This window comes from Rhizobium sp. AB2/73 (genome assembly GCF_020871915.1).
GTDB classification, from domain to species: domain Bacteria; phylum Pseudomonadota; class Alphaproteobacteria; order Rhizobiales; family Rhizobiaceae; genus Rhizobium; species Rhizobium dioscoreae.
In genome coordinates this window covers 1,849,406-1,875,438 of the sequence record NZ_CP067071.1, presented here as the reverse complement: position 1 = coordinate 1,875,438, position 26,033 = coordinate 1,849,406, and the positions used below count along the sequence as shown (strand labels likewise).

23 protein-coding genes, 1 tRNA gene and 1 riboswitch are annotated in these 26,033 nt (G+C 58.6%); of the genes, 17 read left to right on the top strand and 7 right to left on the bottom strand.

Features of this window, described 5'->3' with window-relative positions; translation table 11 throughout:
• Positions 1–16 precede the first annotated feature (16 nt).
• The 5 genes from I8E17_RS09340 (at position 17) to I8E17_RS09320 (ending at position 4,096) form a co-directional block, all read left to right on the top strand.
• Complete coding sequence (locus tag I8E17_RS09340) at positions 17–1,012, top strand: 2OG-Fe(II) oxygenase family protein (RefSeq protein WP_069613190.1); 996 nt, start codon at positions 17–19, stop codon at positions 1,010–1,012.
• Between the two features lie 48 nt (positions 1,013–1,060).
• Complete coding sequence (locus I8E17_RS09335; protein ID WP_069613189.1) at positions 1,061–2,176, top strand: endonuclease/exonuclease/phosphatase family protein; 1,116 nt, start codon at positions 1,061–1,063, stop codon at positions 2,174–2,176.
• Positions 2,173–2,910 (top strand): DNA mismatch repair protein MutT, encoded by a 738-nt coding sequence (locus I8E17_RS09330; RefSeq protein ID WP_069613188.1) that lies wholly within the window; start codon positions 2,173–2,175, stop codon positions 2,908–2,910. Before I8E17_RS09335 ends, I8E17_RS09330 begins: the two co-directional genes overlap by 4 nt.
• A gap of 68 nt (positions 2,911–2,978) precedes the next feature.
• Positions 2,979–3,896, top strand: coding sequence for a PhzF family phenazine biosynthesis protein (locus tag I8E17_RS09325; RefSeq protein ID WP_069613217.1), 918 nt, complete (start codon positions 2,979–2,981; stop codon positions 3,894–3,896).
• A 124-nt stretch (positions 3,897–4,020) separates the two neighbouring features.
• Positions 4,021–4,096: transfer RNA gene (locus I8E17_RS09320), tRNA-Lys, on the top strand.
• A 65-nt stretch (positions 4,097–4,161) separates the two neighbouring features.
• On the opposite strand, the gene I8E17_RS09315 is transcribed toward I8E17_RS09320, so the two are convergent.
• Positions 4,162–4,749 (bottom strand): hypothetical protein, encoded by a 588-nt coding sequence (locus tag I8E17_RS09315; protein WP_162750902.1) that lies wholly within the window; start codon positions 4,747–4,749, stop codon positions 4,162–4,164.
• A gap of 302 nt (positions 4,750–5,051) precedes the next feature.
• On the opposite strand from I8E17_RS09315, the gene I8E17_RS09310 reads away from it, so the two are divergent.
• The 3 genes from I8E17_RS09310 to I8E17_RS09300 all read left to right on the top strand — a co-directional run bounded on the left by I8E17_RS09310 (position 5,052) and on the right by I8E17_RS09300 (position 8,500).
• Complete coding sequence (locus I8E17_RS09310; RefSeq protein ID WP_069613216.1) at positions 5,052–5,834, top strand: aminoglycoside adenylyltransferase family protein; 783 nt, start codon at positions 5,052–5,054, stop codon at positions 5,832–5,834.
• Positions 5,835–6,366: 532 nt separating this feature from the next.
• A complete protein-coding gene (locus I8E17_RS09305; RefSeq protein ID WP_113366598.1) occupies positions 6,367–7,857 on the top strand; it encodes an FAD/NAD(P)-binding protein in 1,491 nt (496 codons plus the stop codon).
• Positions 7,858–8,032: 175 nt separating this feature from the next.
• Positions 8,033–8,500, top strand: a complete 468-nt coding sequence (locus I8E17_RS09300) for an Rrf2 family transcriptional regulator (protein ID WP_069613185.1) — start codon at positions 8,033–8,035, stop codon at positions 8,498–8,500.
• A 23-nt stretch (positions 8,501–8,523) separates the two neighbouring features.
• Here I8E17_RS09300 and I8E17_RS09295 read toward each other — a convergent pair whose 3' ends face one another.
• Positions 8,524–9,741, bottom strand: a complete 1,218-nt coding sequence (locus I8E17_RS09295; RefSeq protein WP_069613184.1) for an SfnB family sulfur acquisition oxidoreductase — start codon at positions 9,739–9,741, stop codon at positions 8,524–8,526.
• 374 nt (positions 9,742–10,115) lie between these two features.
• Positions 10,116–10,433, bottom strand: a complete 318-nt coding sequence (locus I8E17_RS09290; protein WP_162750903.1) for a hypothetical protein — start codon at positions 10,431–10,433, stop codon at positions 10,116–10,118.
• A gap of 20 nt (positions 10,434–10,453) precedes the next feature.
• On the opposite strand from I8E17_RS09290, the gene I8E17_RS09285 reads away from it, so the two are divergent.
• From I8E17_RS09285 to I8E17_RS09250, 8 genes are all read left to right on the top strand, one after another.
• The gene (locus I8E17_RS09285; protein WP_069613182.1) at positions 10,454–11,869 is read left to right on the top strand and encodes an FAD/NAD(P)-binding protein; all 1,416 of its coding nucleotides are present in this window, start codon (positions 10,454–10,456) and stop codon (positions 11,867–11,869) included.
• 190 nt (positions 11,870–12,059) lie between these two features.
• A riboswitch (cobalamin riboswitch) is annotated at positions 12,060–12,277 on the top strand.
• A 107-nt stretch (positions 12,278–12,384) separates the two neighbouring features.
• Positions 12,385–12,798, top strand: coding sequence for a DUF1636 domain-containing protein (locus I8E17_RS09280; RefSeq protein WP_069613181.1), 414 nt, complete (start codon positions 12,385–12,387; stop codon positions 12,796–12,798).
• Between the two features lie 10 nt (positions 12,799–12,808).
• Positions 12,809–13,588, top strand: a complete 780-nt coding sequence (locus I8E17_RS09275) for an ABC transporter ATP-binding protein (RefSeq protein ID WP_069613180.1) — start codon at positions 12,809–12,811, stop codon at positions 13,586–13,588.
• Between the two features lie 20 nt (positions 13,589–13,608).
• The gene (locus I8E17_RS09270; protein WP_069613179.1) at positions 13,609–14,568 is read left to right on the top strand and encodes an ABC transporter substrate-binding protein; all 960 of its coding nucleotides are present in this window, start codon (positions 13,609–13,611) and stop codon (positions 14,566–14,568) included.
• Positions 14,569–14,630: 62 nt separating this feature from the next.
• Positions 14,631–15,647, top strand: coding sequence for an iron ABC transporter permease (locus I8E17_RS09265; RefSeq protein WP_069613178.1), 1,017 nt, complete (start codon positions 14,631–14,633; stop codon positions 15,645–15,647).
• 282 nt (positions 15,648–15,929) lie between these two features.
• Entirely contained in the window at positions 15,930–18,521 is a 2,592-nt protein-coding gene (locus I8E17_RS09260) for a mechanosensitive ion channel family protein (RefSeq protein WP_069613215.1), read from the top strand.
• Between the two features lie 222 nt (positions 18,522–18,743).
• A complete protein-coding gene (locus I8E17_RS09255) occupies positions 18,744–19,583 on the top strand; it encodes a response regulator (RefSeq protein ID WP_069613177.1) in 840 nt (279 codons plus the stop codon).
• A 176-nt stretch (positions 19,584–19,759) separates the two neighbouring features.
• Positions 19,760–21,091, top strand: a complete 1,332-nt coding sequence (locus I8E17_RS09250; RefSeq protein WP_069613176.1) for a diguanylate cyclase — start codon at positions 19,760–19,762, stop codon at positions 21,089–21,091.
• A gap of 39 nt (positions 21,092–21,130) precedes the next feature.
• On the opposite strand, the gene I8E17_RS09245 is transcribed toward I8E17_RS09250, so the two are convergent.
• From I8E17_RS09245 to I8E17_RS09235, 3 genes are all read right to left on the bottom strand, one after another.
• Positions 21,131–22,165: a GlxA family transcriptional regulator gene (locus I8E17_RS09245; protein WP_015340232.1), complete on the bottom strand. Its 1,035-nt coding sequence runs from the start codon at positions 22,163–22,165 to the stop codon at positions 21,131–21,133.
• A 288-nt stretch (positions 22,166–22,453) separates the two neighbouring features.
• Positions 22,454–22,657 (bottom strand): DUF1127 domain-containing protein, encoded by a 204-nt coding sequence (locus I8E17_RS09240; protein ID WP_069613174.1) that lies wholly within the window; start codon positions 22,655–22,657, stop codon positions 22,454–22,456.
• Positions 22,658–22,754: 97 nt separating this feature from the next.
• Positions 22,755–22,970, bottom strand: a complete 216-nt coding sequence (locus I8E17_RS09235; RefSeq protein ID WP_229002097.1) for a hypothetical protein — start codon at positions 22,968–22,970, stop codon at positions 22,755–22,757.
• A gap of 123 nt (positions 22,971–23,093) precedes the next feature.
• On the opposite strand from I8E17_RS09235, the gene I8E17_RS09230 reads away from it, so the two are divergent.
• Entirely contained in the window at positions 23,094–23,993 is a 900-nt protein-coding gene (locus I8E17_RS09230; RefSeq protein ID WP_069613173.1) for a LysR family transcriptional regulator, read from the top strand.
• A gap of 35 nt (positions 23,994–24,028) precedes the next feature.
• Here the strand turns inward: I8E17_RS09230 and I8E17_RS09225 are convergent, their stop codons facing one another.
• On the bottom strand, positions 24,029–26,029 hold the full coding sequence (locus tag I8E17_RS09225) for an ASKHA domain-containing protein (RefSeq protein ID WP_069613214.1): 2,001 nt from the start codon (positions 26,027–26,029) through the stop codon (positions 24,029–24,031).
• Between the last annotated feature and the right edge of the window lie 4 nt (positions 26,030–26,033).

Here is a 26,033-nt window from a genome sequence, read left to right as displayed (position 1 = left end):
CGAAGGGGAGTCGCGCATGTCCGATCATAGCTTTCCGATTTTCGACCTCGGCGCTTTCGAAGCAGCCGGTCACGACGAGAAAAAGCGGCTCGGCGCGGAGGTGGATCGGATATGCCGCTCGACCGGCTTTCTGGCAATTGCCAACCACGGCGTTGCGGATTCCGTCATTGCAGAAGTCTGGAAGAAAACGCAGGCATTCTTCGATCTGCCACCCGAGGTGAAGCAGAAGGCGAAAACGCTCTATCCCGGTTACCCCTACGGCTATCTCGGGCCGGGCACCGAAGCGCTGGCAAAATCGCGTAATGTCGACACACCGCCGGATCTGAAGGAGAGCTTTAATGGCGGCCCGCTTTCCATTCCCGCAGGCATGAGCGACCCGGAAGCGCTCGGCTTCTGCTATGCCGCCACCATCTGGCCGGAGGCGCCAGAAGGGTTCGTGGAGGCTTGGAAGGTTTATTATCGGGCGATGGAGGATCTGGCGGCGCGCATCATGCGCGTGTTCGCGACGGCACTCGGCCTCGATGAGCACTTCTTCGATCCTCATGTCGATGCGCCGATCAGTGCGCTGAGGGCGTTGAACTATCCCGAGCAGCATGTGCCACCGCAGCCGGGCCAGCTTCGCGCCGGCGCGCATACCGATTACGGCAGCCTGACGATCCTCCTGCCGCAACCCGGCTCGAAAGGACTCGAGATCATCGCTCCTGATGGCAACTGGACGCCCGTGCCGCCGGTGGAGGGGGCTTTTGTCATCAATATCGGCGACCTGATGGCGCTCTGGACCAACGATCGCTGGGTCTCGACCGTGCATCGCGTCGTCAATCCGCCCCCGGAGGAGGGCGGCATGCAGCGGCGGCAATCCCTTGCCTTCTTCCATCAGCCAAACTGGTTTGCCGAGATCGCCTGCCTGCCGTCATGCCTCAAGGAAGGCGAGGAGCCGAAATATGTGCCTGTTCTGTCCGGACCGTATCTGATGGGCAAGTTCAAATCGACTGTAACAGCCAAAGCCGGATGATGCCGGTTTAGTAAGCCGGCTTATATTTTTCTTAAATCGGAATGCTTCATGTCCCTGCGCCTTGCGACCTTCAATGTCGAAAACCTTCTGACCCGTTTTGATTACACTGGTTTTCGCAACCAGTTGCGCCAGGATCGCGTGTTGCAGCTTTTCGATGTTCGCAATGAAGAGGTCTATCAGCAGCTGGAGGCAGCCCGGGTGGTTGCCGCTACCGATGACACAAGGCAGATGACGGCGCTTGCGATCGCGGATGCCGATGCCGACATCATCTGCCTGCAGGAGGTCGACAACATGGCGGCGCTGCAGGCTTTCGAATATGGTTATCTCTACCGCATGGTCGGCAACGGCTATCGTCAGAAATTCCTCATCGAAGGCAATGACAGTCGCGGCATCGATGTTGCCGTCATGATGCGCGAGGAGACGCGCGACGGCCAGCCGATAATCCTCAACGATATCAAGAGTCACGCCATGGTGACCTATGGCAATTTCGGCCTTTTCAACGACGAGCTTGCGGAGCTCGGCCTTCATTCGGAAGACAAGATCTTCAAGCGCGATTGCCTGGAGCTGCATCTCCATATCGGTGGCGTACCGTTCTCGCTCTACGTCATCCATCTGAAATCGATGGGACCGGCGCGTGAAGGCTTGGATGGACGTCACGCGACCATGCCGATCCGCCGGGCGGAGACCATGGCGGTTCGCCGCATCATCGAAGATCGTTTCGGGGCTGGCCACACTGCGACGAAGAATTTCGCCATCTGCGGCGATATGAACGACTATGAGGAATGGGTTGATGTCATCGGCACGCGGCGCACCGGCTATCGCTTCGAACCGCGCGGCGAGGAGAAGGGCAGCGCACTCGATGTCTTCAGCCATGATGGTTTCGCCGAAAACGTCGTGCGACGGCGCGACGAACTTGACCGCTGGACGCTTTACCACGCCCGCGGACCACAGGAGCAGCGCCTTTGCCAGCTCGATTATATCTGGCTCTCTCCGGCTCTGGCGCGGGCCAATGCGACGCGCATGCCCGATATCATCCGTTCGGGCCAGCCTTTCCGCACTATTTTCCCACCGGGGCAAGAGGTGGAGCGCTATCCGCGCGTCGGCTGGGACAGGCCGAAGGCCTCCGACCATTGCCCCGTCGTCATGACATTGGATTTGATATGACACTCTCAGAACAGAACGACATGGCCGGCTGGCCGCCGGAAAGCACCGTGTTCCCAATCTCCAGCATCGACCTTACGGTGTTTCCTGGCGAACATCCGTTTCACATGCGCGCGCAGGAGGCAGCGCGTGAAAATTGGGTAAGGGAAATTGCCGCCAATCCATCACTCTATGACGGTCGCATGATCTTTCAGCACAGGCTGTCGCTTACAGGCGGTGCAGTGAAGGGGGAGGCCTATGTAACACCCTTCTCGACATTTCTCTTTTGGCGAAAGCAGCGGCAGCCGGGAGCATTTCATCTTTTTGCCTTTCCTGTCATCGTATCGTCGGACGGAGCGATCATCGCGATACGCATGGCCGCCCATACCGCAAATCCCGGTCAGGTCTATTGCGCCTCCGGATCGATGGATGAGAACGATATCGTCGACGGGCGCGCCGATGTCGAAGGCAATATGCGGCGCGAGGTGTTGGAGGAGACTGGTCTCGATCTAGAAGATGCCGCGCCGGTATCCGGATATCACGCAATGCATATAAGGCGTTCGATCACGCTTCTTCGGGTCTTCCGTTTTCCATGGACGGCCGAGGACATGCTTCGGCGGATCGAGGCGCATATGCTCGTTTCCGAAGAGGACGAGGTCGATGGCGTGGTCGCTATTCGATCGGCCGACCCAACGGCGCATCCCTACAATATTGCGATGCTTCCGGTTCTCGCCTGGTTCTTCGGCCGCGACAAATAGCTTGGGCTTGCGCTGGAGTCGGTTGCAGTTATGAATATTAAGGTCTGGAAGCTTGGATGGAGGCCGGATTGGCGCGCAGCTACAGTGTCTATGATGTGTTCACCGACAGCAAACTATCGGGCAATCCACTCGCGATCATCTTCGATGCCGAAGGGTTGAGCGACGAGGCGATGCAGGCGATCGCCAGGGAGATGAACCTTTCCGAGACGGTATTCGTGCTACCGCCGCAAAATCCCGCGCATACGGCAAGCCTGCGGATATTCACGCCTGGTCGCGAACTGCCTTTTGCCGGACATCCGACCGTCGGCACGGCGATCGCCTTGGCGGAGAAGGCCCATGCCAATCATGGCGGAGATCTCGATCTAGTTTCCGTTCTCGACGAGCGCGTCGGGCCGGTGCGCTGCGCCATCAAGCTGCGACAGAATAAGGCGAGCTTTGCGGAATTCGACCTGCCGAAAAAGTCGCAGGAGATCCTGCTGCCGCTCGACAGGGCCGATATCGCCAATGCACTCAGCCTGAAGATCACCGAAATCGGCTTCGAGAATCATGTGCCCTCGATCTGGAGTGCCGGGGTACCGTTTCTTCTGGTGCCGGTTCACGATGTCGGGGCGGCGGAAAGGCTGGAATTCGACCAGCAGCTCTGGGAAAAGACTGTGCCGTTCGTCGACGGCGCGCTTGCCTCGGCTTTCATCTATTGCCGCGGCGGCGTCAATCACGTTGCCAAATTCCATGCGCGCATGTTTCCCGTGGGAATGGGTATCGTCGAGGACCCGGCGACGGGTGCTGCGGTGGCGGCGCTATCCGGTGCGATCAATCAGTTCGACGCCCTGCCGGATGGACATCATCCGGTCATCATAGAGCAAGGTATCGAGATGGGGCGGCCGTCGCTGATTCATCTTCACCTCGACATCGATGGCGGCCTGATCGCCAATGCACGTATCGGCGGCCAGGCGGTGCGTGTTGCATCAGGAATTCTTGAGCTTTGATTTCATTGAGTTTTCGTCGGCCTCTGAAATTTTTTTGACAAAAAAACAAAGAAAATTCGTCTGGCCGCTGGACAATCAAACCGATCCTATTTATATGCCCGGTCACGCCGCCAGCAAGCGGTACGGGTGATTAGCTCAGTTGGTAGAGCAGCTGACTCTTAATCAGCGGGTCGTAGGTTCGAGCCCTACATCACCCACCAAAAACTCCTTGAAATCGTTAGGCAATTTGCAACGCGTTAGGGTTTTCGGCTGTTGAGGCCGTCGATCAATCGGAGAGCCTGCCCAGCAGAAGGCCGGTAAATAGACCGAGTAACGCTGTCACGATCAGGACCGAGCTCGTGGCTGTCGGATTTTCCCTTGCGGCCTGCACCACGTTCCTGCCTTCGGAGCGGGCATGGTCCGCGATGCTTGCAACTTTTCCCCTTGTCGAAGAAAGAGCCTCGTCGGCGCGATCCGAGGCACTGTCGATGCGCCTTGCCAATTCGGTGGAGAGCTTATCGATCTGGCTGCGGAGCTCGTTGATCTGAGTGTTGATATCCTTGTCCAGCGAGACGTCGGCCATGGTGTTCTCCTTGAGAGGGGGAAATGCCCTTAGGAACGAACGGAGGCTTGCTTTGGTTCCCGTCCGCCATGGATCGATGTCTGGATGTTGGAATCTGTTAATCGGGAATGGAATTGATGATCCGCTGCCGGAAGAGAAGGCCCGGTTCAGCGCAGATGCAACAGAAATGCCGCTGGCGCGGTTAGCGACATCGTGAAGAGAAATAGGGACAGCCCGTATTTTAACCTTCTCATGCGGCGTGTCTTTACGCCCTCCCAGTCGTAAATCATGAGTATATCCTCTTTGCTTCATGTCTTATCGACCCGAGAAATATCCCAGGAATTGTTTGCGCGAAGCTTGCGGAATATTTTTCTTAGATCGATGAATAGACGTGTCGGATTATACAATCCAACGCTGCATATTTACCTTGATTTTTGCAAGTATAATCAAGAAATTTCATTCTCAAAGCAAACGGGCTTTGATCCGGCTCTTTTGGGATGTCTTGTTAGATCCATGCACTTTGGTTTGACGATTACGAAGATGAAGAGCTTGAGTTGGGGCTGCAAAAGCGGCTCCTCGATCGCTATATCCGGATGATCGCGATCGGAGATTGCATGCTGACTGCAACATCGGAAATTCCGGCAGAAGCCCGAGCGGCTTTGGCAATTGCCAAGGAAGTTTTCGGCGATCACCTTCAAGCCGTCTATCTGCACGGATCGGCGGTCGCGGGCGGACTGCGTCCGCAAAGCGATGTGGACGTTTTGGCAGTCATCGATTTCCCGATGACCGATTTCATGCGCAAACGCCTGCTTGCTCGTCTGCTGACGGCTTCGGGTCGTCAACCAGTCCGGCCCGGTGCTTCACGCTGCATCGAGCTCATGGTGTTTCTGAAGGGTCATCTTTCTGCACCACGTTTTCCTGCATGTAGTGAGTTTGTCTATGGTGAATGGTTGCGTGACGACTTCGAGGCCGGCGGAATCCCTGAACCTCTTTGTGATCCGGACATCACGCTCGTCCTGGCTCAGGCGCGGCAGCAGACCCTAACGCTATTTGGCCCGGCCCTTGATGATGTTCTTGTTGAAATTCCGCCGGGAGATATAGGGCGCGCTATACGGGAGGCGCTGCCGGCCTTGCTTGCCAATCTATATGGAGACGAGCGGAATGTTCTGCTGACGCTGGCCCGTATGTGGAGAACGGCGGCGACTGGGGAATTCGTCAGCAAGGACATCGCCGCCGAATGGGTCATGCCGCGCTTGTCCGAACACGTAGCCCGAACGACCATGCAGCTCGCTCGCAGTGCCTATTTGGGGGAAATACAGGATGATTGGAAGTTTCGACGGGGAGAGGCTCGCCACGCGGCGACCTGTCTGCATCGGCAGATCCTGTCGTTGCTATAGGCGGCGGCCCACATGAGCCGTCCACGTCGGTCTGATGGCTTTGCCAGCTGGTTCAGCTGCGTGCTTCAAGCCACGTCAGACATGTCCGCCTGACGGCAACGGCCATCGCTTTCGACCGTATGCGGTCAGTGCTTCTTATGCACGCCTTCCATAACGCTGAACACAAAGATCGCAGCCAGAATGAGCATCAACGTATAGTCGAATGCGGTGAGCAGACGCAGTAGTTCCATGATGTTTCTCCTCCCACAGAGAACACGAACCAGAACAACCGCTAGTATGTTCCTCGAACGCGTGTATGCCAAGTTCTTTACATCTTGCGATGCAAAAACAATGTTGTGCGTGGCACAAATAACCGTTTGTTTGCAAAGGCATATCAGCACTGTATTGACTGCCGTTGGTTGCAAAGAGGGCAGGCGCGAGCTTGAATCGTATTGTCAACAAATTTTATAGAGTATATCACTACCTCACTGATAATTGCCGTTGGCGGCGGATGTAGAATTCGCGTGGCGATCGATCTGGAGGAAGTTGGCTATTGACCATCGGCTCGGACCACCAGGCGTCTGAACTGCCTGTTATCGTCATAGTTGGCGGCGGCGTCTCCGGGACGGCGGTTGCCTTCCATTTGCTACAGAATCAGTCGGGTCGGGGCTGTCGGCTTTTTATATTCGAGCCAAGGGAGCGTTTGGGGGCAGGGCTTGCCTACGACACGCAAGATCCTGCCCACCGCATCAATGTGCCGGCAGCGAAAATGAGCCTGCTGCCCGACGACATCGAGCATTTTCAGCGCTGGCTGCTGGAGAATGACGCGCTTGCCAATGATGATGCGGCGGCCGCCGTGAATGGCGCTTTTTTTCCGCGACGCTCCGTTTTTGGAAACTATATCAATAGCATGATCCGTCCTTTCGTCGAGAATGGGCGGATCCTCCATGTCAGGCAAAGTGTCGAGCGTATTCACAGGACGGGCAACCGCTGGACGGTCACCGGTACTGATGGACGGCGCGTGGATGCTGACATTCTCGTCATCGCCACCAGTCATCCGTCGCCCTTGCCGCCGCAAGTGCTGCAGGATGCGCTTGCCGATCACCCGCGCTTCATTCCCGATCCGACACGACCGGATGCGCTTGCGGCCATTCGCGCCGAGGATCGCGTTCTGATCGTCGGTAATGGTTTGACCTCGGCCGACGTCATTGCCTCGCTCGGGCTCAGAGGCCATAAGGGGCCGATTACTGCCATATCCCGACGCGGCCTGCGCTCGCGCGGCCATGCGGCAGTCAGGCAGGAGCCATTCGGCGATTTCGCCACTCGGCCGTCGAAGACGGCAGTCGAGCTGCTGCGCAGCGTACGTGCCGCCATCCGCAAGGCGCAGGGCGAAGGCCGCAGCTGGCATGCTGTCATCGATCAGGTGAGGGCGCAAGGCCGGCATGTCTGGCACGCCCTGCCGGTCGCGGAACGGCGACGTCTCGTCCGGCATTTGAGGCCATTCTGGGATGTGCATCGGTTTCGCGTCGCGCCGCAGGTGGAGGCTGTCAGCGAAGGGGCGCTTGCAAGCGGCCGGCTGGAAATACTGGCGGCTTCGATCGCGACGGTCGGCGTTGCAGACGGCGTGGTCGACTGCACCCTACGACTCAGCCGTTCGGAGCGATCCGTTGAAAGGCAATTCGATGCAGTCGTGGTCACCACCGGACCAGGGCACCGCGGGATACTGCAATCGCAGGGCTGGATCGACGAGCTATCGAAGGCCGGATATCTCACAATGGATCCCGCACGGCTGGGGTTTTCCTGCGATATGCGATCACGGGCGCTTGCCGGCGATGGAACGGTGGTTCCATCCTTGTTTATCTCCGGACCGCTTGCGCGCGGAACCTTCGGCGAATTGATGGGATTGCCCGAGGTGGTCGAGCATGCCGTTCTGGTGGCCGACCAGGTCGCGGGCGCGGTTGCCGACTTCAGGCGTGGGCAAGAGAAGGCATATTTGGACAGTAGTGCCGCTAAATCCAAGAAAAGCCGCAAATTCGTTGCTTAGGCGATACAATTGCCTAAATTTACTCATATAAACTATACAATTTGTGAGTTACTGTCTTGTTCGTAAGGGGCTGCGGGGTTACTTCCGCAACCTGTGCTGACAGGACCGGCCCGTTGAGTCTCTTTTGAGCCACGCCGGGTTTTCAACAATCGACTTTGCAGTAAAGCGGACGGCGATGCTTACGAAAAAAGGAAAATACGGACTGAAGGCGCTGGTGGATCTCGCACGCCTTGGTCCGGGTGAAACCGCGTTCATCAACGATATCGCGTTACGCAACAATATTCCGAAGAAGTTTCTCGATACCATCCTCCTCGAATTGCGAAACGCCGGCGTGTTACGTTCGAAGAAAGGCCCGGGCGGCGGTTATTCGCTGTCGCGCCCCGCATCGGAAATCCGCATCGGCCATGTCATTCGTACCCTGGACGGTCCGTTGGCGCCTATACGTTGCGCCAGCCGTACGGCTTACGAAGCCTGCGACGACTGTTCCGATCCGGAACGCTGTCAGGTCCGGCGTTCGATGACCGAGGTGCGTGACGCGATTGCCGAGATTCTCGACAACATGTCGCTGGAGGAATTCGTTGCCGGTGGCGCTGACGCCGATATCCCGGAACGGGAAAACCACCGGGCCTCCCATATCGGCTGACGTTGTCGATTCTCCTGCGCCCATCAAGGCAATGAGGTCTTCGATGGCTTTACGCCGTTGAGATGGTAATTGCCGACGATGTGGTATTTCCGGCGGGCCGGTTCATGCAGGGTGTGAATGCGGGCATTGCGCCAGTGGCGGTCAAGGTTGAGTCCGATGCGCGCAGACTCCGTGCCCGCAAGCTCGAACAGCGCGTCGGCTGCTTCCATCGCGATATCGGCAGTAATCGTCTGGGCCGCCGCAACGGAGAGTGCGGCGTCGATAACATGATCTTCTGTCAGATTGATCTGTGCGGCATCGATCTTGCCGCCGGCGCGCTCCAGCATCGCCGTCGCCGCCTCAATGCGGATGGCAATCTCGCCGATCCTTGTCACGATCAGCGGATCGTTGACGACTCGCTCATCCCCGTTGCCTTCCGTTGAGTGAGAGCGGGTCCGCACGAATTCCATTGTCGCCGCCAGCGTGGAGCGGGCAATGCCGAGATTGATGCCGGCGCCGGTGAGCTGGTTCACACTATCGATCACTGTGGGCTCAGCCAGCTTTTCTCGGTGCAGAAGAAGGGCGTCGGCATTGAGATAGACATTATGCAATATGATCGTGCCGTTTCCGGAGGTGCGCTGACCAAAGCCATCCCAGTCGTCGATGATCTGGATGCCCTCCATGTCTTTGGAAACGACAGCGGCGATCAGCCCCTTGCGTTTGTCGGTCGTGAATAGCGCAATCCAGTCCGAAAAAAGAATGCTGGCGGAAGGCTGGCTCCGTCCGCTGAGGCGGAAGCCGAGCCCGTCCGCTGTCAGATGCCAGGGATGCTGGTCGGTGCCGCTTGCACCGGATTGGGAAAAGATGCCGCCGAAACGATCGCCGATAACGGCGCGGTCGAAAAGGGATGCCCGTTGGTCCTCGCCGCCCCCAATTCTCACCGCTTCCAGCACATGAAAATGCGTTTGCAATATCTGTGCTATGGAAGGATCTGCCTCGGCAAGGGTCGCAACGACCTCGGCGAGAACGCAGTTCGAAATGTCGATACCGCCATGTTCCGAAGGAACGGAAATCCCCAGCAGGCCTGACTGCGACAGGGCTTCGACCTCGTCATAGGGCAGGATGCGATTGATATCGCGATCGCTTGCATGCTGAGCGAAACCGGCGGCGAGCGAACGTGCGATGTCGAGCGCTTCCTCTTCGCTCTGGACGCGATGGGCGGGCGGCCTGACACGTTCGTGCAACTGCGAAACAGTCCCCATTCACCACTCCTCGGCCAGCGCCAAGTCGGTTTCTCAGGCGCAGCAAATCCCTGCGATCTTAATTTCGATAGATGGAGTGTACAACGGATTTTCCTGGCGCATTCATGTTGCGCCCTCGGGCACGATAGGCGCCGACCGCGAAATTGTAAGCGAGCGGCCCGGTATAATGCGTTGAGGATGGCGGGTTGCGAATCCTCTTCTCTGGGACCAACGAATAGCGAAAGCTGCTTCATAAGCTGATCCTAGGGCTTGGAATTGCTTTCCCTTTTTGCCGATCGACGCAGGTGCCGGATACGAAGGGGGTGTCCGGTCGCCCGCCGTTTTCTGTACCGCAGCTTCGTCGACCCTATTCCGCTCGGACAAGAAAGCACTTGCTAGCGGAGCGTTTTCGCGCTTTCATATACGACTAAATAAGTAGACAATGGCAATAATCCTGCTGCCTGATGGCTTTTGACGAAGTAATCATATGGCGGCTGATTGCAGGCATCTGGTGTTGGATCAGAGTTGGACCTGCCTGTCGCATCTTTCATTTTGGAAGCGTCCTGATTGAAGAAGCGCGACGCGTATTGAGAACGGAAGCGGCTTTTGTGCGTTCTGTCGGCCGCAGTCCCAAGGTTGCCGAGGCCCGGATATCGGCTCTGTGTTTCCGGACCTGTGAAGTCAGCAAGCCCAAGAAAGGCATGATCGACCACCTCTCGCCCCAGGAGTTGATATGACGGTTCAGGGATTCTTTTCCGCCAGGACGAACGCGACAGCGCGGCCTTATGCGATGCCTCGCATTGCCGTGATCGGGCGCGGTTTTTCCGGCATGATGATGGCGATCGCCCTGATGAAGACGGTTCGCTTTCCCTTCCATCTGCAGCTTTTCGATCCTAATTCCACCGTCAGCGGCGGACAGGCGCTCGCCTCCGGACATAGCAGTGAAATTCTCAACAGCCGTGTTCGCGATCTTTCCGTTTCCGCGGGAGATCCCGACGACTTCAATCAATGGCTTTGCGGTAATGCGCCTTTCCGCAGCGCCGTCCCCGCCGCCATACCCGGTTTTTTGCAGATCTTCGTACCGAAGAGCATTTTCAGCGACTACGTCTATCAGCGCTTTTCGGAAGCCTTCTCGTCACGGCGGGATGTGGCGGTGCAGGTCAGCAGTGAGACGGTCTTCGGGCTTCGGCGTGTTCAGGGCGGCCGTTTCGCAGTGGAAAGCGATGGCGCCGCCAACGCGCCTTTCGACATGGTGGTGCTGGCGACAGGCTATGGCATCAGCGATCACGAATTCCAGGCCAGCGATCTCGTGACCGTGCCGACGACGGTGCGGGCGCGCCGTCTCGTGTCGCGACCGCATACGGTCCTGCTCGGAAGCGGCCTGCGCGTCGTCGATCGGCTGCTGCAGATGCGTGAGAACGGCTATACGGGACAGATCACCATCGTCTCGCGGCGAGGCTTTCTGCCGCAGAGCCACACGCGCAACAATGCCGATCCGGTTTTCCCTGCCGACGAGATGCCCGGCAAGCTCAGCGAGATCGTCCGCTTCGTCCGCAAGGCTTGCGTCGAGGCGGAGGCGAACGGCCAGAGCTGGCAATCCGTCATGAACGGCTTGCGCAAGCATGCGCGCTCGCTTTGGCGATCTCTGCCGGCAGGGCAGAAGCAGCAGTTCAACCGCCATTTGCGGGCGCTTTATGACAGCCATCGCAATCGGCTTCCCGAGGCGCTGCATGTACGCCTCAATCAGGAGCTTGCCGAGCGCAATACGCTGCTGCGGCGCGGTCATTTTATCCGCCGCACGCCGACCGGGCTGGTTTTGAAGCCGGCTGGCCGGCAGGAGACCGAGCAGCTCTATGCCGACGAGGTAATCGATTGTCGGTGTCAGGCGCCGGATCTGAATGCACCCTTGCTGCGTAGCCTCATCGATGCCGGCCTCGCGGTGCCGGACGAGCTTGGTCTCGGTCTCGCCGTGGACGCGACAGGCTTGCTTGAGGTCAACGGGCGTACGACAGACGGGCTCTTTGCGATTGGTCCCCTGGGACTTGGAAGTCTCCCCGACATCGATCTGGTGCCTGAAATCGTGACGCAGGCCTATGCGGCGGCAGAGAGCGTCGCGGAGCGTTTTCATCCTCAGTGCAAGGCGGTCTGACAACCCTGCGGTCTCTTTCATTCTGGATCGCGATTGAGTGCTTCCGCACATGCATATCGCAGTCGCGGCCTCGAGCGGAAATAGGCTTGTCATTTGTTATGTAATAACGTAACAATTACCTATTCAGGCCGAAGCTCGAGGACAAATGAAAGCGCATATGACATCGTCGTTGCCCGCATCCGCTTTCTATGACATGAATACCGCCGATGGTGCTGCTTTCGGATCGATCCGGATGGCGGCTGAAAAGGGAACACGGTGCGGATTACCCATCAGGGGCCAAGACCGTGGCTGCCCCCGCAACTGTAAGCGGAGAGCGCGTTCGCAATATGCCACTGGCGTCAAGCCGGGAAGGCGCGAACGAGTTGTGACCCGCGAGCCAGGAGACCTGCCATCGACGATATCAACCGCAACGGACGGGGTGTTCCGATGGAAAATCAGTGGTTGGGCGAGGGCGCCGCTGCGTCCGCTGACCCCATCTTGACTGTGCCTCCGGCGAAATCTCCGGGAGGCATCTCATGGATAATACAAAAGAGGCGACGCACCGGATCACCGTGTGCACCAACTGCCGTCATGTCGGCAAACCGTGCCGGCCGGGCCTCGAACTCCTGAAACATCTGCAGATGGCGATCTCCCGGGCTGATGCCGCACTCGCGGATGATTTCAGCCTGGAGGGCAGCGTCTGCATGGCGGGCTGCGAACGGCCGTGCACGGTCGCTTTCCAGGCCACGGCAAAGTCGACGTACCTCTTCGGTGACATCGAGGATGCGAGCGATATCGGTGCGCTCGTCTCCTTCGCGAAGCTTTATCGGGATCGCCTCGATGGGCTGACCCGCGAAAGCGAACGCCCGAAAGCGCTGGCAGGCAAGACCCTCGCGCGCATTCCCGCCGCCATCGTATCAGCCGAACGCCAGCTGGTCGTATTGCAATAGGAGCCGGGTCATGTCCGAACGAAGCGCACGACTGGAAGCAGACGGCATCAGCTGGGGTCCCCAGAAGGGAATGCCGATCATCAGTGGCATCACGCTATCAGTCGAGACCGGCGCCCGGCTTGCGATCATCGGTCCGAATGGAGCCGGCAAGTCGACCTTGCTGCGCTGCCTCTATCGCGGCCTCAAGCCGCAGCGAGGTTCGGTGCGTCTCGACGGCATCGATCTTTGGTCCATAGGTCCGCGAGAGGCGGCGCAGCGCATCGCCGTCGTGCCGCAGGAGACGCCAGGTGATTTTCCCTTCAGCGTGCGGGACGTGGTGTTGATGGGCCGCATCCCGCACCGCAAAGGCATGGCACGCTGGAGCGATCGCGACCATGACGTCACGACCAAGGCGCTCGTCCGTCTGGAACTGGAGTCTTTGGCACCACGGCAATTCGCGTCGCTGTCGGGTGGCGAGAAGCAACGGACGCTGATCGCCCGCGCCTTGGCACAGGAGCCGGAACTCATCATTCTCGACGAGCCGACCAATCACCTCGACATCCGCCACCAGCTCGAGATTCTTGAGCTACTCAAGAGACTCGGCCTGACGATCATCACGACGCTGCACGATATCAATCTCGCTGCTGATTTTGCGACGCAGATCGCCGTCATGGATTGCGGGCGGCTCATGGGCCATGGCGAACCTGCCGAAGTCCTGACTGTGGAGCATGTCTCGAGCGCTTTCAGGGTTGGTACACGGCTGCATCGCACCGACGGCGGCCCGCAGCGCTTTTCCTTTTCCCTTCGATAATACGATCATTGGAGTTATTCATGTTTTCTCGCATATCTCTGTCTGCCGCGGCCTTGCTTATCGGAAGCCTGTTCGCGGGCACGACACTCGCCGAGCCTGTCACCGTGCGCAGCTGCAATCGCGATGTGACCTTCGACAAAGCGCCGGAGCGGGCCGTTTCCAACGACGTCAACCTGACCGAGATGATGTTGGCGCTGAAGCTGCAGGACCGCATGGTCGGCTATACCGGCATTTCCGGATGGAAGACGCTGGATGAGAAGCTGCGTGACGGCGTGAAGGAACTGCCGGAGCTGTCGCCGAAATATCCGAGCAAGGAGGTGCTGCTCGGCGCCAATGCGGATTTCTTCTTTGCCGGCTGGAACTACGGCATGAAGGTCGGCGGCGAGGTAACTCCGGAAACGCTCGCCCCCTTCGGCATCAAGGTCTATGAGCTGACCGAATCCTGCATCTTCGTCATGCAGAAGAACAAGCCGGCCATGGACGACATGTTCGTGGATCTCCTCAATCTCGGCAGGATCTTCCGCGTCGAGAACAGGGCGGAAGCGCTCGTCGCCGGCTATCGCAAGCAGCTTGGCGAGATCCAGGCGAGGATCGGTCATGTCGACAAGCCGACCAGCGTTTTCGTCTATGACTCCGGTGAGGAAAAGCCGTTCACATCGGGGCGCTATGGCATTCCGACCGCCTTGATCGAGGCTGCCGGCGGCGTCAATGTGATTGATGACGTCGAGAAGAGCTGGACTGAAGTGTCCTGGGAGCCGGTCATCGAGAAGAACCCGGAAGTGATCGTCATCGTCGATTACGGCCAGGTCACCGCCGCCCAGAAGATCGCCTTTCTCAAGGGCAATCCGGCTTTCAGGAATATCGATGCCGTGAAGAATGACCGCTTCGTCGTCCTGCCCTATGTGGAGGCGACGCCGGGACCGCGCAACATCGAGGCCATCGCCACGCTGGCCAAGGCCTTTCATCCGAGCGCCATGTAATCGTCTGCAATGCCGATCCGTCCAGTCGATCATGGGACGGATCCCTTCCTCAAGTTTCAAGCATGCGCCTCAATCTCTCAATTCTCATCCCCTTGCTTGCCATAGGCTTCATTCTGTCGATCACCGCCGGTGTGTCGCTCGGCTCGGCATCCATTCCGTTCTCCACCGTCTGGTCGATCGTCGGCAACAGACTGCATGTTGGTGCCTTTCCGGTCACCTGGTCCGGCGGGCAGGAAAGCATCGTCTGGGACGTCCGTTTCCCGCGCGTTGTTCTGGCGGCGCTCGTTGGGGCCGGGCTTGCCATCACCGGCGCCGTCCTGCAGGCGCTGACGCGAAATCCATTGGCGGACCCGCATCTACTCGGCGTCTCCTCCGGGGCGGCATTCGGCGCCGTTCTGGCGCTGTTGCATACCGGGCTGATCCTCGGCCTGTTGACGGTGCCGTTGTTCGCCTTTGCCGGCGCCTTGCTCGCAACCGCGGCCGTCGGGCTGACGACGCGGCTGACGCGCTCGCATTCGGCCGATCGGCTCGTCCTGTCGGGCGTGGCGGTAGCCTTCGTGTTCACGGCGCTTGGCAACCTCCTGATCTTTCTGGGCGATCCGAGAGCCGCCAACACCGTTGTCTTCTGGATGCTGGGCGGGTTAGGACTGGCGCAATGGCAACATCTTATCTATCCCGCTGGCATCCTGCTGTTCTGCCTTGTCTTACTTCTTCCGAAGACGAGGGAGCTCAACGCACTTGCGATGGGCGATGAAACGGCCGTCACGCTTGGCATTGCCGTTGCACGATTTCGCTTGCTGCTCTTCGTCATCACGGCGCTGCTGACCGGCGTGATGGTCGCTTTTTCAGGCGCAATCGGTTTCGTCGGGTTGATGGTGCCGCATTTCGTGCGGCTGATCGTGGGCGGCGACAATGTGCGCGTGGTGCCCCTGAGCGCTGCTGTCGGCGCACTGACGTTGATCTGGGCTGATATTATCGCGCGCCTTGTGATGGCTCCGGAGGACATGCCGATCGGCGTGGTCACCGGGCTTGCCGGAGGCGTCGCCTTCGTCCTGATATTGCGGAGCGGGCGCGCATAGATCGACCCATTGCCAATGTGTTTTCCTGGCCTATTTCCGGGCGGGCGATGATCGGCGCGGCGGGTCGGTCGTCAAGGTGAGAGCGGGCGATATCCGGTTTTGAGCGAGGGTTCGGATAGATAACGGCATGGAATGCCTTCGTGTCGCCTTTCTTTGTCTTACAAGGCGTACGCGTAAAGACTATGGAATTCGCAATCTTACTATAGGACGACTCGGCTCTCCATTTTGCGGCGATTTCGGTCATCCACCGCCTGCGACTTCATGTGCAACGAGGAGCTCTGCTTGCGCCCGCTGAAATCTCGTCTTTTTCCATTATCCCTTTTGTTGCTGGGATTCAGCGTTTTTACCGCCATCATCCCGCTGGCGGGGGCTGCCCTTGCGCAGGATCAGCAGCCGGCCCAAGCGTCGCAGCAAACGGACCAACAGCCCGGGCAGCTCGCCAATGGGCTGCTGGACGCAGCTGTCACCGATCTTGGCAAAGCGAAGAAGACTTATGCCTCGCTTCTGGACGCGGCAAAACAGGCAACATCGGATGACGAAACGCTCGTAGCGCTGTCCGGCCAGGTCGACGAGCTCAACCTCACCACAGCTGCTATTTCCGCACGTCTGAAACCCCGTACCGCCGAAATCGATGCGCGCCTGACCCAACTCGGTGCTGCGCCCAAGGAAGGCCAGCCGCCTGAGGCTCCGATCGTCACGCAGGAGCGCGACCGTCTCAATGCCGAACGCTCTCAGATCAGCGCCGTGATCCTCGATGCCGATAATCTGACCGTGGAGACCAATCGGCTTGCGATGCAGTTCATGGAGATGCGCCGAAGGCTGTTTGCCGAGACGCTATTCAAGCGGACGGAGATTTCCACGGCGACATTCGACGATGCAGGGGCGGCTCTGGTCGACGAGGGCGTCAAGTTCAGTACCGCCGTGACGAGCTGGATCGGCTTCGTGCTCAAGGCAAAGCTTGCTTCATTCCTGGCCGCTGTCTGCCTGTCGCTCGGCGCTGCTCTGATCTTTCTTTTCGGTGGTTATCGGCTATTCCGCCGCTACTACGTGCAGGACGAGGCCGTCGAGAATCCGCCCTATATCAGCCGTCTCTCCGTTGCCTTCTGGTCGACCCTGATCCGTACGCTGTCGCTGGCCGCCTTTCTCGTTACGTCTTTCTTCTTCCTCTCGAATTTCAATGTGCTGCGGCCTGACATCGCGCCGATACTGGCTGCGGTCTTCGGTTTCATTGGCCTCGTCTATTTTGTCGGTCGCCTGAGCAATGCTGTCTTCGCGCCCTTCCGGCCGCATTGGCGGCTGGTCAAGCTGTCGAACAAGGGGGCACATTCGCTGACCTGGTGCCTGCAGGCGATGGCTGTGGTCAACGGGCTGGATTACGTCTTCGACCGCATCAGCGAGTCCATGGGATCGCCGGTCGTCGTTACCGTGGCCAAGAGCTTTCTGGCGGCACTGCTGATCGGCCTCATTCTGATTGCGGCATCCTTCGGCTCGCCGATGCTTGCCAAAAACGGCGATCCGGATGCGCCAGGCCGCCATTGGCCGCATGGCATGGCCATCATTCTTCGCGTTCTCGGCATATTGGTGATCTTCACCTCGTTCATCGGCTATGTCGGGCTGGCCCGCTTCATGGCAACGCAGATGATCGTGACGAGCGCTGTCATCGCGACCATGTATCTCGGCTTCCAGCTCGGCAAGGCCGTGTCCAAGCAGGGCGTTTTTGCCGAAACCATCATCGGACGCTTTCTGGAAAATCGCCTGAAGCTGAGCGAAGTGGCGCTCGATCAGGCCGGTCTTGCAGCTGGGCTTGCGACTTACGCCGTCGCGCTGCTGACCGGCATTCCGCTGATCCTGCTCTCCTGGGGCTTCCATATTCAGGATCTGGAAGTTTTTGCCTACAGGCTCTTCACCGAGATCAAGATCGGCAACATGTCGATCTCGCTGCTCGGCATTTTCGTCGGCATCCTGCTGTTTGCGGGTGGCTATCTGGTCACGCGCTGGTTCCAGCGCTGGCTCGACAGCAATGTCATGGCGCGCGGGCAGGTGGATCTCGGCGTCCGCAACTCCGTGAGGACCGGTATCGGCTATCTCGGCATAGCCTTGGCGGCGATCTTTGCCATTTCCGCTGCCGGCATCGATTTGTCCAGCTTGGCGCTCGTCGCCAGTGCCCTCTCGGTCGGTATCGGTTTCGGCCTGCAGAATATCGTGTCGAATTTCGTATCGGGCCTGATCCTGCTGGTCGAGCGGCCGTTCAAGGTCGGCGACTGGATCGTTTCGGGAACATCGGAAGGTATCGTCAAGCGCATCTCGGTGCGCGCGACCGAGATTGAGACCTTCCGCAAGCAGTCGATCATCGTGCCGAATTCCGAGCTCATCAACGCGTCCCTCGGCAACTGGACGCATCGCAACAGGCTCGGCCGCTCGGAAATTCCGGTATCCGTCAGCTATGATGCCGATCCGCGCAAGGTCATGGATATTCTACTGGAACTGGTGCGCGCGATCCCGAAGGTTCTCAGAAATCCCGAACCGCATGTGGAGTTCCTGCGTTTCGGTCCGTCATCGCTCGATTTCGAGATGCGTTTCTATCTTTCCGATCTCTCCGACGGCATGGAGATCCGCAACAATTTGCGCATCGAAATCCTGAAGCGCTTCAAGGAAGAAGGAATTTCAATCCCCTATCCGCATCAGGAGCTGCATATCGTTCGCGACGGCAGGCGAGACAGGCAGCTGGATGTCGCGGCGGACGCACTGACAGATTCTGCCGACGGGCCCGAAGCCGAGGATAACATTCAGGAAGGCTCCGCTTCGTTCGGCGAAGATAAAGCGCCCGAGGCAAAGGGGGCGAGCCGGCGTCGTGGACGGACAGCCGCAGAGTAGGTTGCACGCAGGCAAGCCGTCGCCTGTGCGCTCCGACTGCAAGCTTTCAGTCCGATTCCCCACATGGGCAACGGGTATTCAGTGAGGTCTGCGCCTAAAAAGGCGCTGGCCGACCAGCATAGTTTTGTTCATTTCCGGGAAACCAGTCGACTTAACAAATACGCAAAAGCTTTGTTTTAAAACAATACAGAGGGGATCAATTTTCAAAAATAGGTTTTCATTATGCCATTTCTGGGTGTTTCGGGGATGCAATACTCCGGCGCGTCTCTTGCCGGCTCGCGCATTCTTCTCGTCGAGGACTCCAATCTCTTTACATCGATGGTCAGGGGCAAGCTGAAGGAGCTTCTGGATATCGACGTCGAGATTTGTCGCTCTTTCGAAGAGCTTCAGCTTGCCTATGACAAGTCGTCGGAGCCGATCAAGTTGGCGATCTCCAATATGAATCTCCCAGGAGCCGAGAAGGGCGAAGCCCTGGCCTATCTTCTCGACCTCAGCATTCCGACGATCGCCTTCACGGGTACTTTTCTCGAAGGCACGCGCGACGAGCTGATCGCCAAGGATGTTGTGGATTATATTCTCAAGGACAATGTCTTCGCAGTAGACATGCTGGCGGAATCGATCTGCCGCTTTCTGACAAACCACCGTCACCATGTTCTCATCGTTGACGACAGCGCAACTGCGCGCGCTTTGCTGTCCAGCCGGCTGAAACGCTATAATTTCCGCGTCAGCGTTGCGGAGAATGGTGCAAAAGCACTCGAAATCCTGAAGGCCAGCCGGGATATCGGCCTTATGGTCACGGACTACAATATGCCCGACATGGACGGATTCGAGCTGACACGGCGCATCCGTGCGACGACAGGTTCCCATGAGCTGCGCATTATCGGCGTCTCCTCATCCAATAACCGGCTGCTTTCCGCTCGCTTCCTCAAAGCGGGCGGCAATGATTTCATCCTGCGTCCATTCATCGATGAGGAATTCTACTGCCGCGTGAATCAAAATCTCGACACGCTGTTGCAGATTCGGTCGGCTCAGCCGCCCGCCGGGGAGATACAGGCTGGATAAAATCGGCTGAAATAATCCCAGGAAAGTGAGGAAAAATCACTTTTATGTAAATCTCCGCAATCAGCGGTTCCAATTTTTTCACGAATCCTGTTCAGGATACGTGCAAGACGGTTTGGCAGACCTGCAATTGACTGACTATTCATACACCCTGACGGTGTGGGAGGAATTGACGGGAAATGGTACTGCATGCGGGAAACATTGGCGGCGGCATCGGTCACCGCGATGGCAGCCAGAGAATACTTCTGGTTGAGGATTCGCGCATGTTTTCCGCGGTGCTGTCGCATCGGTTCGAAACCGAGCTCGGTCTTGCTGTCACCCATTGCTCTTCATTGAAAGTGTTGAACAAGGTGCTGGCAGAGGCGGACCGCAGCTTCACGATGGCGGTGATCGACCTGAACCTTCCGGACGCTGCCCATGGAGAAGCCCTGGATGTTGCCGTTGCCCATGACATTCCCACCATCGTCTTCACGGCGTCTTTCGACATGGCGACGCGCAATCGCATCATGGAGCGCAATGTCGTCGATTATGTGCTCAAGGATGGCGAGTTCGCCCTCGACAATCTCGTTTCCTCCGTCCGGCGCGCCATCGCCAATCGGTCTGTCCGCGTTATGGTTGTCGACGATGTGCCTTCGGCACGGAAAATGCTGACGGATTTGTTGCACGCTCAGCAATTCAAGGTCGCTGAAGCCGGCACGGGTGTCGAAGCCCTGGCGATGCTTGAGACATTCGACGACATCGAAATCGTCGTCACCGACTACAATATGCCCGACATGAACGGCCATGAACTGACTCGCCGCATCCGCCACCGCTATGGCTCGGATCGGATGCGGATCATCGGCATTTCGTCTTCGAACGATCGTTTGCTGTCTGCGACATTCCTGAAGGCGGGCGCCAGCGATTTCATCTACCGCCCCTTCGTTCAGGAGGAGCTGCAATGCCGTATCGCGTTGAATGTCGAGACACTGTCGCAGCTGAAGCAATTGCGAGCGGCAGCGGCGAGCGACTATCTGACCGGGCTCTACAACAGACGCTATTTCTATGATCATGGCCCGCGTCTGGTCAATGAATGCCTGCGTCGTCAGCGGCCAAGCTCGGTCGCCATTCTCGACATTGATCACTTCAAGAATCTGAACGACACCTATGGTCACGAGATCGGCGATCAGGTGCTGAAGGCCGTTGCCGCGAGGCTTCACGGGTTACTGGAAGGCACCGACAATCTGCTCTCCCGTCTTGGGGGAGAGGAGTTTGCCATTCTGTTTGCGGAAATGAATTCGCGGGCGGCGACCGCGCTATGCGATGAGGTCCGCCTCAGCCTTGCCAGCCTGAAGGTTCATGCCGACGACGAAGAGCTTTCGGTGACTGTTTCCATCGGCGTAGCGGAGATTGCCGGCTACGAGTCCTTCGACAACTATCTCAATGCTGCCGACCAGTTTCTCTACATGGCGAAGCACAACGGTCGAAATCAGGTCTATTCCGATTTCAAAATGGCCCAAGAGGCGGCCCAGTAAGCCGCCTGCCTGATCCGCTTGTTTTGAGTTCCACCGTCTTCAGACGACAATACCGGTGCGGTTGGTCGACATGGTCAGCTTGCGCTCCGCGCGCTCCTGCTGTGGCGAGCGATTATAGAGTTCGCGATAACACTTGGAGAAGTGCGAGGCGGAGACGAAGCCGCACGCGACCGCCACTTCGACGACTGGCATGGAGGACTGCACCAGCAGATGCCGGGCGCGATCCAGGCGAATTTCAAGATAGTAACGGGCTGGAGAGCGGCCCATTTCCTGGCGGAACAGGCGTTCGATCTGCCGGCGCGACAAGCCGGCATCGTCGGCGATTTCCAGAAGCGACAGCGGCTCGGCGAGGTTGCTTTCCATCAGCTCGATGATCGACAGCACCTTCGAGTTCTGCACGCCGAGACGCGCGCGCAGCGGCAGGCGCTGGCGGTCGTGCGGACTGCGCACGCGATCGGTCAGCTGCTGCTCGCAAACGCGATTGACGAGGTTTTCGCCGAAATCCTGACCGATCAGGTTCAGCATCATGTCGAGCGAGGCGGTGCCGCCGGCGCAGGTGTAGAGATTGCTGTCGACCTCGTAGAGATCTGCATAGACTTCCGCCTGCGGGAAAGTTTCCGAAAAGCCCGGAAGGTTCTCCCAGTGGATCGCGCAGCGCTTGCCGTTCAAAAGGCCGGCCTGGGCAAGCACATGGGCGCCCGTACAGAGGCTGCCGACGGCGACGCCGCGATTGTACGTCTCGCGCAGCCAGGCATTGACCGACTTGTTGTGGAATTCCTCGACATAGATGCCGGAACAGACCAGCACCATGTTCGGGCGGTTCTCTCCGCCAAGATAGCGACGCTCGTCGGTAAGGGAGGAATTGACCTCCAGCCCGATGCCGCTGGAGGAATAGACTTTCTGCCCGTCCGTCGAGGCAAGCCGCCATGTGTAAGCGGGATAGCCCAGCATGCGATTGGCAATCCGCAGCGTCTCGATCGCGGCGGAAAACGGCAGCATGGTGAAATGCGGAACAAGGAAGAAAACCAGGGAACGCGTCTTGATCGGGGTCTTGCTCATGTCGTGAAAATCCATGCTCCAGGGCCGTTACGTATTCCTTGCGTCAAATACGTCGGCCCGATGGTCTATAAGCGACATTGGCATGGATAATCGCGGCCGCAAAGGGATATTTGCGTCTACCATGAAAAATAGGGGGCTGCAGGGGGGAAGCGAAGCGGAGCCGAGCGATATGCTCAAGCGGCAAAATATATTTGCGGGTAATTCTCAAGATTAAAGTGCGGTTCGCATCTGGATGCGCAAATGTTCAAAAGGCGACGCTCGTTCGGGTTGAGCGTCGCCTTCAGTTTTTATGCTCTTTCATTCTCATTGGGCGGCTTTCGGCTTCTTGATTTCATTTGCGGCCGGCCAGCCCAAGTCCTTGCGCATGTCATCGGACAGGGATTCGAGCTCGCGAAGGGAGCGCCACTGCTGCCAACGATTAGCGAGGCGAGAAAAGAAGGGCATATAGTTGGTGCCGGACGAAAACGGGTTCCGCGCGCCGGTCTGTCTATAACTGATAGTCGTCATTTTCAGGGTCCTTTCAGTGTCAACCGCTCAAAATGTCACGGGTTTAATATGGGCTCGGCAGATCCATCAATCAAACGAATAGATCTTATAGCTGCCATTAGCATTCTTGAACGAAACGCAGCTTGCCGGGTTTGCGCTCAAGCGCTGCCAAGGTGCGATCCGGCGGGAGGCCGCGCGCATTGACGTCATCGATCAGATGAGCGGGAAAGCGGGCGGCAATCTCGTTCAGCGTATGCTGCGCCCTGCGCTGGATTTTGCGGAGGCGTAGAAGAGCGAAAAGCCGTGAAGCTTCGTTTGATACCGTGCCAGCCATGATTTTGCTCCTTCGAGGCTGTCTGCGATGAATTTCCGTTAAGGCTAATATGGTGCTTCGTTGACATTCAGACAAATGAAATGATATGGTGTTTAGGATCAGAAAAATTGAAAGGTAATCGATATGACCGTACCGTTCCGCCGGCCCATACCGTTGCTTGACAATGAAGTTCTGCGCACCTTCGTGGCGATTGCCGAAACGGGGAATTTTTCGACTGCGGCCGATGCTGTCTTTCGCACGCCGTCAGCTGTTTCGATGCAGATCAAAAAGCTGGAAGAGCAGCTTGGTGTTACGCTATTCCTGCGTGATGCTCGGTCTGTGAGCCTGACGCAGCATGGGGAGATGCTGCTTTCCTATGCGCGCAATATTCTCGCTCTCTCCAACGAGGCGGTTTCGCGCTTCATCATGCCCGAGCTCAGCGGCGTGGTGCGGCTTGGCGCGCCTGACGATATTGGCGAGCGCTTGCTGCCGACCATCCTCAAGAGCTTTTCCGAGACTTATCCGGGCATCATGGTCGATGTCGTTGTCGATATGAGCATGCAGCTGAAGAAGCGCATCGAGGAGCAGCGGCTGGACCTCGCACTGATCAATTGCGCCACGCGGCCTTTCCCGACCGAAGGAGAGGTTATCTATACGGAGCGTCTCGTCTGGGCCGGCGCGAAGTGCGGCACCGCCTATCGCCGCGATCCGCTGCCGATTTCCATCTGGGAGGAAGGCTGCATCTGGCGGTCCGAAGCCATGGCGCAGCTGGAGCGGCAGAAGCGCGCCTATCGCGTTTCCTATCTCAGTGCCCATACGATGGCGCAGCGCGCCGCAATCGTCTCCGATCTTGCCGTCGCGCCATTCCCGCGCTCCTACATCACGGATGATATGGAAATCCTCGGGCCGAACGAGGGCCTACCGGAGCTCACTTCGTTCGATATCCGTCTGTTGACGGCCTCGCAGATGACCGGGCCGATGAAGGCGGTGGCAGACAGCATTCGCCAGGCCTTCGTCGAGATCGGACGCAAGATGGCCGCGTGAACCGCGGCCAACCATCTCCTGGACAAATTGTTTTCTTACTCGCGGCTGCGGCGACGCCTGCGGGCGCCGCCCTCTCCGCCATCGTCTGAGATCTGCTTGCGCTCCGGCAGGGTCACGACCTTGGACAGTTCCGGGAAGCGGTCAACTTTGTTCGGCAGCGCCATGGCGTAGACAAAGTGCTCCTGAAATTTTGATTCAAGCGCTGTCTCTATCTTCTCGATTTTCCTGACAGTTTCCTCGATCTCGCGGCGATGGCCGCGATTGAGCAGCGCCATGCGCGCGCCAGTGCCGGCGGCATTGCCGACTGCTTTGACCTTGTCGAGTTCGCAGTCGGGAATGAGCCCGAGCACCATCGCATATTTCGGATCGATGAAGGTGCCGAAGGCGCCGGCAAGGCCGATGCGGTCGACGTGATCGATGCCCTGCTTGTCCATCAGCAGCTTGACGCCGGCGTAAAGCGCGGCCTTGGCGAGCTGGATGGCGCGGATATCGTTCTGGGTGACTGTGATGCGTGGTTCGCCGTCGCGCAGCAGATAGGAATAGGTGCGGCCGTTCTGCAGGATGCGTGGCGAGCGGGCAGCCATCGAACCGTCGACCACACCGTCCTCCGAGATGATGCCGGTCAGGAACATTTCGGCGACGACCTCAATGATCGCGGAACCGCAGATGCCGGTCACGCCGACCTTGGCGGCGGCCTCTTCGAAACCGGGCTCATCCGACCACGGCTCGATGCCAATGACGCGATAGCGCGGCTCCAGCGTGACGGGATCGATGCGCACGCGTTCGATCGCGCCGGGAGCGGCTCGTTGGCCGCTGGAAATCTCGGCACCCTCGAAGGCCGGGCCGGTCGGCGAGGAGGCGGCGACGACGCGATGGCGATTGCCGAGCACGATTTCGGCATTCGTACCGATATCGACCAGCAACATCATCTCTTCTTGGCGATGCGGGCCTTCGGCAAGTGTCGCGGCAGCCGCATCGGCGCCGACATGGCCGGCGATGCAGGGCAGCATGTAGATGCGCGTGCCGGCATTCATCGGCAGGCCGATCTCGGCCGATTTCAGATGCACGGCCCCGGATACGGCTAGCGCGAAGGGGGCGCCGCCGAGCTCCGTCGGATCGACGCCGAGGAAAAGGTGATGCATGATCGGGTTGCCGACGAAGACGGCATTCAGAATATCCTGGCGCGACACGCCGCCATCGGCGCAGACCTTGTCGATCAAGCCGTTCAAGGCTTCGCGAACGGCATTGGTCATCGCCTCGCGGCCATCCGGGTTCATCATGACGTAGGAAACGCGGCTCATCAGATCCTCGCCGAAGCGGATCTGCGGGTTGGAGGCGCCGGCCGAAGCGACGGTTCTGCCCGATAGCAGCGACGACAGATGCATGGCGATCGTCGTCGAGCCGATATCACAGGCAATGCCGTAGGCTTCGTTCTTCAAGCCGGGATAGAGCGCTATCAGGCGAGGGCGTTCGCTGTCCTGATCGCGATGAATGGCGGCCGTCACCTTCCATTCGCCCTTGCGCAGGATCGACTGCACCTGCGGGATGAGGTGAAAATCCACTTCGAGATTGTCGTATTTCCAATCCGCTGCAATTGCCGCCTTCAGGCGATCGAGATCGCCAAGCGGCTTGTGCATGTCGGGTTCCTCGACCTCGACGTAGCACATATGCACGGCCGGATCGCGGGCGATGACGCGTTCGTCGGCCGCCTTGCGCACGACCTGCGCGTTGATGACGGTATCCTGCGGCACGTCGATGACCAGATCGCCCTGGATCAAAGCGGAACAGGAAAGCCGGCGCCCTTCGGGCAGTTCGCGCACCTCGGCATAGCGCTTTTCCTTCGGGCCGATCGGCGAAAGGTGGTCATTGGACGAGACGATCTTGTGCTTGGCGAAATTGCCTTCCTGCACGGAGACCTGGCAGCGCCCGCAGGTGGCCCGGCCGCCACAGACGCTTTCGACATAGACGCCGAGCTGGCGCGCTGCTTCCAGCACGGGCGTTCCCACGGGGAAGTGGCCGCGCTTGCCGGAGGGCATGAAA